Below are 10,730 nucleotides of genomic sequence, written 5' to 3'. Positions count from 1 at the left end.
AACACCGAACGCGCCCAGGCCCTGGCACCATGGCTGACCTTCTACAACACTCAACGCCGACACACCGCGCTCGCAGGCCAACCCCCGATCAGCCGCCTGTCACCAACGCCATGACCGAGTACAGCTAGCCTCTGTGAGGTGCCCGCTCGAATCACCGACCCCGACCAGCTCAAAGAGCTCCTCGGCATCCCGTTCACGCCGGAGCAGACGGCCTGCATCGTCGCGCCGCCCGCCCCGCAGGTGATCGTGGCGGGAGCCGGGTCGGGCAAGACCACGGTGATGGCGGCACGCGTCGTCTGGCTGGTCGGCACCGGCCAGGTCGCCCCCGAGCAGGTCCTCGGCCTCACCTTCACCAACAAGGCCGCCGGCGAACTCGCCGAACGCGTCCGCAAGGCACTGGTCGGGGCCGGCGTCACCGACCCCGACGCCATCGACCCGGACAACCCGCCGGGCGAGCCGGTGATCTCCACGTACCACGCCTTCGCGGGCCGGCTCCTGACCGACCACGGCCTGCGCATCGGCATGGAGCCGACCTCCCGCCTCCTCGCCGACGCCACGCGCTACCAGCTCGCCGCGCGCGTACTGCGCGAGGCCCCCGGCACCTACCCGGCCCTGACCCGCTCCTTCCCGGACCTGGTGGGCGACCTCCTCACCCTCGACGCCGAACTCGCCGAACACCTCGTACGGCCCGAAGAACTGCGCGCGTGGGACGCCCGGCTGCTGAGCACCCTGGAGGGCGTCAGGCTCAGCAACGCCGACCTGCGCAAGGTCCCCGAGGCCGCCGCCGCCCGCCGTGAACTCGCCGAGCTGGTGATGCGCTACCGGGCCGCCAAACGCGAACGCGACCTGCTCGACTTCGGCGACCAGATCGCCCTGTCGGCGACCCTCGCACAGACCCGCCCGGAGGTCGGCGAGCTCCTCCGCGACGAGTTCCGCGTCGTCCTGCTGGACGAGTACCAGGACACCTCGGTCGCCCAGCGCCTGCTGCTGGCAGGGCTGTTCGGGGACGGCACCGGCCACCCGGTCACCGCCGTCGGCGACCCCTGCCAGGCGATCTACGGCTGGCGCGGCGCCTCCGTCGCCAACCTGGACGACTTCCCCGAGCACTTCGCGCACGCCGACGGCCGCCCCGCCACCCGGCAGGCCCTCAGCGAGAACCGCCGCAGCGGCGGACGCCTCCTCGACCTCGCCAACGGCCTCGCCACACCGCTGCGCGCCATGCACGCCGGGGTGGAGGCCCTGCGCCCCGCCCCCGGCGCCGAACGCGACGGGCTGGTCCGCTGTGCCCTGCTGCGTACCCACGGCGAGGAGATCGACTGGCTGGCGGACTCCGTCGCCCACCTCGTGCGCACCGGCACGGCACCCGGCGAGATCGCCGTCCTGTGCCGCACGGCGACCGACTTCGCCGAGATCCGGGCCGCCCTGGTGGCCCGGGACGTCCCCGTCGAGGTGGTCGGCCTGTCCGGGCTGCTGCACCTGCCCGAGGTCGCCGACCTCGTCGCCGTCTGCGAAGTCCTCCAGGACCCCGGCGCCAACGCCGCCCTGGTGCGGCTGCTGACCGGGCCGCGCTGGCGCATCGGCCCGCGCGACCTCGCCCTCCTCGGGCGCCGCGCCCGGCTGCTCGTGACGCACGCCCGCGTGGACGGCGACGACGACCCGGACCGCCGGCTCGCCGCGGCCGTCGAGGGCGTCGACCCGGCCGAGGTGATCTCGCTCGCGGACGCCCTCGACACGTTCCTGGAAACACCGTTCGACAGCCGGCCCGGCGACGACGGCCTGCCGTTCTCGCCGGACGCGCGGGTGCGGTTCGCCCGGCTCGCCGCCGAACTGCGCGACCTGCGCCGCTCCCTGTCCGACCCGCTCATGGACGTCCTGCACCGCGTCCTCGCCGTCACCGGGCTGGAGGTCGAGCTGTCGGCGTCCCCGCACGCGCTGGCCGCCCGCCGCCGCGAAACCCTGGCGAACTTCCTCGACGTAGCCGCCTCCTTCGCCTCCGGCGACGGCCAGGCCACCCTGCTCGCCTTCCTCGGCTTCCTGCGCACCGCCGCCCAGTACGAGAAGGGCCTCGACAACGCCCTGCCCGGCGGCGAGAACACCGTGAAGGTACTCACCGCCCACCGGTCCAAGGGCCTGGAGTGGGACGTCGTGGCCGTACCCGGCCTGGTCACCGGCACCTTCCCCAGCGGTCAGGGCCGCGAGAAGTGGACCGCGCAGGGCAAGGTGCTGCCGCACGAACTGCGCGGCGACGCCGACACCCTGCCCGACGTCACCTCCTGGGACGCGCGCGGAGTGAAGGCCTTCCAGGAGTCCATGAAGGAGCACCAGCACACCGAGGAACTGCGCCTCGGATACGTCACCTTCACCCGGCCCCGCTCCCTGCTCCTCGGCTCTGGCCACTGGTGGGGCCCCACGCAGAAGAAGCCGCGCGGCCCGTCCGCGTTCCTGCGGGCCCTGTACGACCACTGCGCCGCGGGGCACGGCGAGATCGAGGCCTGGGCCGACGAGCCCGCCGAGGACGAGGAGAACCCCGCCCTGCACCGAGCGACCGCCGAGCAGGTCTGGCCGCTGCCCCTGGACGCGACGGCGCTGGCCAGACGCCGGGAGGCCGCCGCGACCGTCCGGGCCCACCTGGAATCCCTCGCGGCCCTCCCCGACGACGGCGACGGTGACGACCACCCGGCGGCCCCCCACGACCCGGACGGCTACGACGACCCCGACTGGCCGACGCCCGACGACCCCGACGACCTCGAGTGGCCTGCGCCGCCGGACGACGAGATGCCGGCCGGGGCGCAGGACCCGCTCCCCGGCACCCCCTCCGGCACGGAGGAGAACCCCTTCGCCGACGCCCCCTTCTCGGAGGACCCGGCCGGCTGGGACACCTGGACGACGACCCGCCCGGCGATCCCCCACCAGCCACCCGCACCGGCACCGGAGACAACCGGCGGCCCCGCCGAACCCGAGGACGCCCGTCCCCGGCGGCCGCAGCCGGCCCAGGAGCACCCGCGGCCCGCCGGCGAGGCTCCTCCAGCACCCGGCCGCACGCCGCACACCGCCCCCCGCCCCCCGCTCACCCCGGAGGAGGCCCGCACCGTCGCCTCCTGGGACCGGGACCTCGACGCCCTCGCCGGGGAACTCCTGCGCGCCCGCCGCAGGGTCACCGACGTCCCCCTCCCGGCGTCACTCACCGCCACTCAGCTGCTGCGCCTGGCCGCCGACCCGGACGGCTTCGCGCGGGAACTGGCCCGCCCCATGCCGCGCCCGCCGCAGCCCGCAGCCCGCCGCGGCACCCGGTTCCACGCCTGGGCCGAAGCCCGCTTCGAGGAACTGACCCTGCCCATGCTGGAGCCCGACGACCTGCCCGGGAGCGAGGCCGAGATCGCCGACGAACGCGACCTCGACGTCCTGAAGGCGGCCTTCGAGCGCACCGCGTACGCGCACCGCACGCCCTACCGCGTGGAGGCCCCCTTCCAGCTCGCCATCGCCGGCCGGGTCGTACGAGGCCGGATCGACGCCGTCTACAAGGAGGGCGACGGACCGGACGCGACGTACGAGATCGTCGACTGGAAGACCGGCCACGGCCGCACCGCCGACCCGCTCCAGCTCGCGGTGTACCGCCTCGCCTGGGCCGAACAGCAGGGCGTTCCGCCCGAGTCGGTCACGGCCACATTCCTGTACGTACGCAGCGGAGAGGCCGTACGCCCGGACGCCCTGCCCGGCCGCGCGGCCCTGGAGCGGCTGCTGCTGGAGGAGCCGTCCGGTGAGGAATCGCACTCCGAGGATGCCGGTGCGGGCCGATAGGCTCGTGACCATGAGCCAGTCCGTTGACAGTGCAGTCAGCGCCGTCCGTCCGTACATCGAGCAGCACCGCGCGGCCTTCCTCGACGACCTCGCCGAGTGGCTGCGCATCCCGTCCGTGTCGGCCCAGCCCGAGCACGCCGCCGACGTGCGGCGCAGCGCCGACTGGCTCGCCGCCAAGCTGCGGGAGACCGGCTTCCCGACGGTGGAGGTCTGGCGGACGCCGGGCGCTCCCGCCGTGTTCGCCGAGTGGCCCGCCGCCGACCCCGGGGCGCCGACGGTCGTCGTCTACGGCCATCACGACGTGCAGCCCGCCGCCCGCGAGGACGGCTGGGAGAGCGACCCCTTCGAGCCCGTCGTCCGCGGAAACCGCCTCTACGCGCGCGGTGCCGCCGACGACAAGGGCCAGGTGTTCTTCCACACACTCGGCGTCCGCGCACACCTCGCCGCCACCGGCCGTACCGCCCCGGCGGTCCACCTGAAGCTGCTGATCGAGGGCGAGGAGGAGTCCGGCTCGCCGCACTTCCGGGAACTCGTCGAGCAGCACGCGGGCCGGCTCGCCGCCGACGCCGTGATCGTCTCCGACACGGGCATGTGGTCCGAGGACACCCCCACCGTGTGCACCGGCATGCGTGGCCTCGCCGAGTGTGAGATCCGGCTGCACGGCCCCGGCCAGGACATCCACTCCGGCTCCTTCGGCGGCGCCGTGCCCAACCCGGCGACCGCCGCCGCCCGCCTGGTCGCCGCGCTGCACGACGAGCACGCGCGCGTGGCCGTCCCCGGCTTCTACGACGGCGTGGCCGAGCTGACCGACCGGGAGCGTGAACTCTTCGCAGGACTGCCCTTCGACGAGCAGCGCTGGCTGGGCACGGCCAAGTCGCGCGCCACGCACGGCGAGGCCGGGTACAGCACCCTGGAGCGCGTCTGGGCCCGGCCCACCGCGGAGGTCAACGGCATCGGCGGCGGTTACCAGGGGCCCGGCAGCAAGACGATCATCCCGTCCTCCGCCATGGTGAAGCTGTCGTTCCGGCTCGTCGCGGGCCAGGACCCCGGCCACATCGAGAAGGCCGTCCGGGCCTGGGCCGAGGAACAGGTGCCCGCCGGAACCCGCTGCGACATCACGTTCGGGGCGGCCACGCGCCCATGCCTGACCCCGCTGGACCACCCTGCGCTGCAGTCCCTGGTCCGCGCCATGGGCCGGGCCTTCGACCAGCCCGTCGGCCACACGCGCGAGGGCGGCTCGGGACCCGCCGCCGACCTCCAGGAAGTCCTCGGCGCCCCGGTGCTCTTCCTGGGCATCTCGGTCCCCTCCGACGGCTGGCACGCTCCGAACGAGAAAGTGGAGCTCGACCTGCTCTTCAAGGGAGTCGAAACCAGCGCGTACCTGTGGGGCGACCTCGCCGAGCACTGGAGGACCGAGCCCTGAGGCCCGAGCCCTGAGGTCCACGCCCTGAGGCCCCGAGCCCTCCGCACCGTCCGGGGCGATGCCCCACCCGGGGCACACTGGGAGGGCCGCCCAGGAAGGACCGTCCCTGCCGTGCGGCGGAGGCACGGGCCGCCTCCGCCGAACCGCCTGCCGTACCGCCGCCGAAACGAACCGTTCCACCGGGGGAGTTGGAAGCACCCGTGACCACCTGGACCGACCACACCGCCGACCGCCCCCTCTCCCTGACCGCCCCGAGCGGCGTCGACCGGGCCGCCCACCACCGGCTCGACGAGGCCTGGCTCGCTGCGGCATGGAGCCACCCCACGACACGTTGCTTCGTCGTCTCCGGCGGCCAGGTCCTCATCGACGAGACGCAGGACGGGCGCACCGAACTCGTCATGACCCCGTCCTTCGAGGCCCCCCTCACCGAGGCGCACCGCTACTTCCTCGGCATCGACGAGGACGGCGTGCGGTATTTCGCCCTCCAGAAGGACTCGCTGCCCGGCCGCATGGACCAGTCCGCCCGGCCCGCCGGCCTGCGCGAGGCGGGCCTGCTGCTGTCGCCCCGCGACGCCGGCCTGATGGTGCACGCCGTCGGCCTGGAGAACTGGCAGCGCACCCACCGCTTCTGCTCGCGCTGCGGCGAACGCACCGCCATCGCCGCCGCCGGCCACATCCGACGCTGTCCGGCCTGCGGGGCCGAGCACTACCCGCGCACCGACCCCGCCGTGATCATGGCCGTGACCGACGAGGCCGACCGCATCCTGCTCGGCCGCCAGGTGCACTGGCCCGAGGGCCGCTTCTCGACCCTCGCCGGCTTCGTCGAACCCGGCGAGTCCATCGAGCAGTCCGTGCGCCGCGAGGTCTACGAGGAGGCCGGAATCACCGTCGGGCACGTCGAGTACGTCGCCAGCCAGCCCTGGCCGTTCCCGTCCAGCCTCATGCTGGGCTTCATGGCCCGCGCCACGTCCACCGACATCGACGTCGACGGCGACGAGATCAGCGAGGCCCGCTGGTTCTCCCGGGACGAACTCGACGCCGCCTTCGCGTCGGGCGAGGTCCTTCCGCCGTACGGCATCTCCATCGCGGCCCGCCTGATCGAGCTCTGGTACGGCAAACCCCTGCCGGAGCGGAGCGTCTGAGGCACACGCGGCGTCCGCTGCCCAGGTCTTGAGGGCTGTCCGAGTTCATACGGACACCGTAGGCGCGGGCACTGACAACGTCCCGGGCCGCGGACCGCGGCGCGGGACCGGGGCGTCGGCCGGCGCCGTCGCGGACCCGGTTCCGGTTCCCGCGGCGCACGGGGCCGAGGCCCCACGGCCCGTGCGAAAGCCCCGGCCGGCGCTCTCTCCGGCCGGGGCTTTCTCATGGTGCGTTCCGGCGTGGTCAGGCCCCGAGGGCCTGCTTCACCTGCGCCAGACTCGGGTTCGTCATCACGACCTCGGCGGCGCCCGTGGTGGGGAGCACCCGGACCGTGGGAACCGTCTGGTTCCCGCCGTTCGCCTTCTCCACGAAGGCCGCGGACTCCGGGTCCTGCTCGATGTTGATCTCGGTGTACGTGATGCCTTCGCGGTCCAGCTGGCCCTTCAGCCTGCGGCAGTAGCCGCACCACGTGGTGCTGTACATCGTCACAGTGCCCGACATGTCTTCTCGCGCTCCTTCGGCGGCTCGGGGATGCGTGGTGCTCGCCTGGGAGGAACGTACGTGACAGCGCGGCCATTCCCGCCCCGGCGACGGGGACAGGACGCCGCGTGACGTGACGCCTGCCGCATTCATATGACTGCGAGGCCGCCCCTGTGGACAACCGGCTCACCCGTCTCGCACGACCTGGCAGCATGGCCGTGTGACAGCAGCAACGCACTCCCCGCTCTTCCCGCAGGTACCGGACACGGCCGACGCGGTGCTCGAGGGTCTCGACCCCGAGCAGCGCGAAGTGGCCACCGCCCTGCACGGACCGGTGTGCGTGCTCGCGGGCGCCGGCACCGGCAAGACCCGGGCGATCACCCACCGCATCGCCTACGGGGTCCGCGCCGGGATCCTCCAGCCCTCCAGCGTCCTGGCCGTCACCTTCACCAACCGCGCCGCCGGAGAGATGCGCGGCCGGCTGCGCCATCTAGGAGCCCAGGGCGTCCAGGCCCGTACGTTCCACTCGGCGGCGCTGCGGCAGCTCCAGTACTTCTGGCCGAGGGCGATCGGCGGCTCCATGCCCCGGCTCGTGGACCGCAAGATCCAGCTCGTCGCCGACGCCGCGGCCACCTGCCGGATCCGCCTAGACCGGGGCGAGCTGCGCGACGTGACCGCGGAGATCGAGTGGTCCAAGGTCACCCAGACCGTCCCCTCCGACTACGTCCTCGCCGCCGCGAAGGCCGGTCGCGAGGCACCCCGCGCCCCCGCCGAGATCGCCCAGCTCTACGCCGCCTACGAGGAGGTCAAGCGCGAGCGTGCCGTCATCGACTTCGAGGACGTGCTGCTGCTGACCGTGGCCGTCCTCCAGGACCGGCACGACATCGCCGACCAGGTCCGCGCCCAGTACCAGCACTTCGTGGTGGACGAGTACCAGGACGTCAGCCCGCTCCAGCAGCGCCTGTTGGAGCTGTGGCTCGGCGGCCGGGACAACCTGTGCGTGGTCGGCGACGCCAGCCAGACCATCTACTCGTTCACCGGCGCCACCCCCGACCACCTGCTCGACTTCCGCACCCGCCACCCCGGCGCCACCGTCGTCAAACTCGTCCGCGACTACCGTTCCACGCCCCAGGTCGTCCACCTCGCCAACGGCCTGCTCGCCCAGGCCCGCGGCCGCGCCGCCGACCACCGCCTCGAGCTCGTCTCCCAACGCCCGCCGGGCCCCGAGCCCGTCTACACCGAATACACCGACGAACCGGCCGAGGCCGAGGGCGCCGCCCGCCGCATCCGCGAACTCATCGCCTCCGGAGTGCCGGCCAGCGAGATCGCCGTCCTGTTCCGCACGAACTCCCAGTCCGAGACCTACGAACAGGCCCTCGCCGACGCGGGGGTGCCCTATCAGCTGCGTGGCGCCGAGCGGTTCTTCGACCGCCCCGAGGTGCGCAAGGCCGGAGTCGCCCTGCGCGGCGCGGCCCGCTTCGGCGGCAACGACTCCCTGCTCGACGACGCCGTCGACCTTCCCTCCCAGGTGCGCGCCGTCCTGTCGGGAGAGGGCTGGACGTCTCAGCCGCCGGCCGGCTCCGGCGCCGTCAGGGAGCGCTGGGAGTCGCTGGCCGCCCTGGTGAACCTCGCCCACGAATTCGCCGCCGCCAGACCCCGCGCCACCCTGAGCGACCTCGTCGCCGAACTCGACGAGAGGGCGAGCGCCCAGCACGCCCCGACCGTGCAGGGCGTCACCCTCGCCTCCCTGCACTCGGCCAAGGGCCTGGAGTGGGACGTGGTGTTCCTGGTCGGCGTCGCCGAGGGCATGATGCCGATCACCTACGCCAAGACCGACGAGCAGATCGAGGAAGAGCGCCGTCTCCTCTACGTGGGCGTCACCCGCGCCCGCGAGCGCCTGCAGGTGTCCTGGGCGCTCGCACGTTCGCCGGGCGGGCGGGCCGGACGCCGTCCCAGCCGGTTCCTCACCGGACTGCGCCCCGGTTCGGCGGGCGCGGCGGCCGGGCGCGGCGCCGAGGGCGGGGCGGGCGGTGTCGAGCGCGGGGCCACGCCTGCCGCGGGTGTCGCGCCCCGGCGGACCCGGCGAGCCCCGGCCCGCTGCCGGGTCTGCGGCCGTACGCTCACCGACGCCGGTGAGATGAAGCTGATGCGGTGTGAGGACTGCCCCTCCGACATGGACGAGAGCCTCTACGAACGGCTGCATGAATGGCGGGCGGTCCAGGCGCGGCGCAGCGGTCAGCCGGCCTTCTGCGTCTTCACCGACAAGACCCTCGTGGCGATCGCCGAGACGGGCCCCGAGGACGAGCACGAGCTGGCCCGGATCCCCGGCGTCGGCATGCGCAAGCTCAACCGCTACGGCGCCGATGTTCTCGCCCTGTGCGCAGGTCAGGACCTCGTGTTCGACGACGGGAACGGCGAGACGACGACTGATACGAACTCGTCGGGAAAATAGTTTGCGCCTGCCCCAGCAAGCCCCATAGGTTCTTAGACACGGGAACGGAGGCCTTCTCGTAGGCCCTGAATCCGTGTTGTACTTGCATATCCGCGGACTGGTTCACCCCAGTCCCCCGAGACGCCGAGAGGAGGCGAGTCCAGTGATCAGCATCAACACCAGCTTCTGCACCGTGAAAATGACCGATCGCTCGGTCGTCGCCTCGCTGTGCCTGCTCGGCGCCTCCAACCAGGGCACCGGTCTGTCCGGCATCCGTGCCGCCCGTCCGGCGTCCGCCGTGTCCCCCGCGGGTCTTCCCGTCCGGGAGCGCAATGAGCGACCGACCAAGGCACTGGAAGCAGCAGTAGAGGCACAGGCGCAGGCCTATGCCTCTACGGCGACCGGTGCCGGATCCCGGAAGCAGACGACGCAGCACCACCAGATGTGGGCCTTCCGTGGGCCAGAACCCTGGAGTGATCCAGCCTGATCGTCGATCAGGCCGGCGCCTTCAGGGCCGCGGAACCCCACCCGGGATCCGCGGCCCTTCTGTTTTCCCCGAACGGTGACGACAGAGCGAAGGAGCCTCGGAACAAGACAAGACCCGGTACCCAGCCGACCCCGGCCCACCCCGGCCGGAACGACCAGACGAGGAAGACCAGCCGTGCAACTCGAAGCGCACGCCCCGTCCGTACCGCCTTCCGACACGATCCCCAAGCCCGGCCTCACGGAGGACTCCACCTTGACTCCGCTCACGGCGCTCACCGCGCTCGACGACGCCATCGAGAACCTCGGCGTACCCGTCCCCTGCCGTTCCTACGACCCGGAGGTCTTCTTCGCCGAGTCGCCGGCCGATGTCGAGTACGCCAAGTCCCTCTGCCGCACCTGCCCGCTGATGGAGGCCTGCCTCGCCGGCGCGAAGGAACGGCGTGAGCCGTGGGGCGTCTGGGGTGGCGAGCTGTTCGTCCAGGGTGTTGTCGTCGCCCGGAAGCGGCCGCGTGGCCGCCCGCGCAAGAACCCGGTCATGGCATGAACACCGCAGGCACGATCGACCGTCCCCTCACGCACGGCCCCAAGAAGCAGGATCCGATGAAGCCGTCCGCCCACGAGCCCGCAGGCTCCGCGACCGAAGACGCCCACCTCAGTGATGCGAAGGATTCGCGTCAGAACAGGACCCGAGAAATGCAACTCATCCCAGAAGCCCTGGCACGTGCGCATATGCACGCGCGCCTGCACGAGGCCGAGGCGGAGCGTCAGGCCATGCGCCTGGCGGCCGCCCGCCGGATGCAGCGCCGGGCGGAGCGCGCGTCCCTGCGCGCCCGCCGCGCACTTGCCATGGCGGTCATGCAGTGACCACACACACCTGAAGCGGTGACCTCCCGGCGGCCCGGGGGGTGAGCTTTCCAGCAGGGGCCGGTCCGTCCGAACGGACCGGCCCCTCGGCGCGTTGTCCCCCGG

The 10,730-nt window shown here is 73.0% G+C and carries 9 protein-coding genes; 8 read left to right on the top strand and 1 reads right to left on the bottom strand.

Going from position 1 to position 10,730, the window contains the following annotated elements; translation table 11 throughout:
• The 4 genes from ABZ354_RS21455 to nudC form a co-directional block, all read left to right on the top strand.
• Positions 1 to 114 (top strand): integrase core domain-containing protein (locus ABZ354_RS21455; protein ID WP_358656890.1); only part of this gene is annotated, 114 nt, incomplete at its 5' end.
• A 24-nt stretch (positions 115 to 138) separates the two neighbouring features.
• Complete coding sequence (locus ABZ354_RS21450; protein ID WP_358659000.1) at positions 139 to 3,798, top strand: UvrD-helicase domain-containing protein; 3,660 nt, start codon at positions 139 to 141, stop codon at positions 3,796 to 3,798.
• 10 nt (positions 3,799 to 3,808) lie between these two features.
• A complete protein-coding gene (locus tag ABZ354_RS21445) occupies positions 3,809 to 5,221 on the top strand; it encodes a dipeptidase (RefSeq protein WP_358658998.1) in 1,413 nt (470 codons plus the stop codon).
• A gap of 200 nt (positions 5,222 to 5,421) precedes the next feature.
• A complete protein-coding gene (nudC, locus tag ABZ354_RS21440; protein ID WP_358658996.1) occupies positions 5,422 to 6,363 on the top strand; it encodes an NAD(+) diphosphatase in 942 nt (313 codons plus the stop codon).
• Between the two features lie 244 nt (positions 6,364 to 6,607).
• On the opposite strand, the gene ABZ354_RS21435 is transcribed toward nudC, so the two are convergent.
• Positions 6,608 to 6,865, bottom strand: coding sequence for a mycoredoxin (locus tag ABZ354_RS21435; protein WP_358658994.1), 258 nt, complete (start codon positions 6,863 to 6,865; stop codon positions 6,608 to 6,610).
• 199 nt (positions 6,866 to 7,064) lie between these two features.
• Between ABZ354_RS21435 and ABZ354_RS21430 the strand changes: the two genes are divergently transcribed.
• The 4 genes from ABZ354_RS21430 to ABZ354_RS21415 all read left to right on the top strand — a co-directional run bounded on the left by ABZ354_RS21430 (position 7,065) and on the right by ABZ354_RS21415 (position 10,625).
• Positions 7,065 to 9,296: an ATP-dependent DNA helicase UvrD2 gene (locus ABZ354_RS21430; protein ID WP_358658992.1), complete on the top strand. Its 2,232-nt coding sequence runs from the start codon at positions 7,065 to 7,067 to the stop codon at positions 9,294 to 9,296.
• Between the two features lie 142 nt (positions 9,297 to 9,438).
• The gene (locus ABZ354_RS21425) at positions 9,439 to 9,762 is read left to right on the top strand and encodes a hypothetical protein (protein WP_358658990.1); all 324 of its coding nucleotides are present in this window, start codon (positions 9,439 to 9,441) and stop codon (positions 9,760 to 9,762) included.
• Between the two features lie 174 nt (positions 9,763 to 9,936).
• Positions 9,937 to 10,305, top strand: a complete 369-nt coding sequence (locus ABZ354_RS21420) for a WhiB family transcriptional regulator (protein ID WP_358658988.1) — start codon at positions 9,937 to 9,939, stop codon at positions 10,303 to 10,305.
• A complete protein-coding gene (locus tag ABZ354_RS21415; protein WP_358658986.1) occupies positions 10,302 to 10,625 on the top strand; it encodes a hypothetical protein in 324 nt (107 codons plus the stop codon). The genes ABZ354_RS21420 and ABZ354_RS21415 overlap by 4 nt, the downstream gene beginning before the upstream one ends.
• Positions 10,626 to 10,730 lie beyond the last annotated feature (105 nt).

The organism is Streptomyces sp. NPDC005925 (assembly GCF_040638805.1).
In the GTDB taxonomy this organism is placed as follows: Bacteria; Actinomycetota; Actinomycetes; order Streptomycetales; family Streptomycetaceae; genus Streptomyces.
The sequence above is the reverse complement of the archived record's forward strand: the minus strand, read 5'-3'. Positions and strand labels throughout refer to the sequence as shown.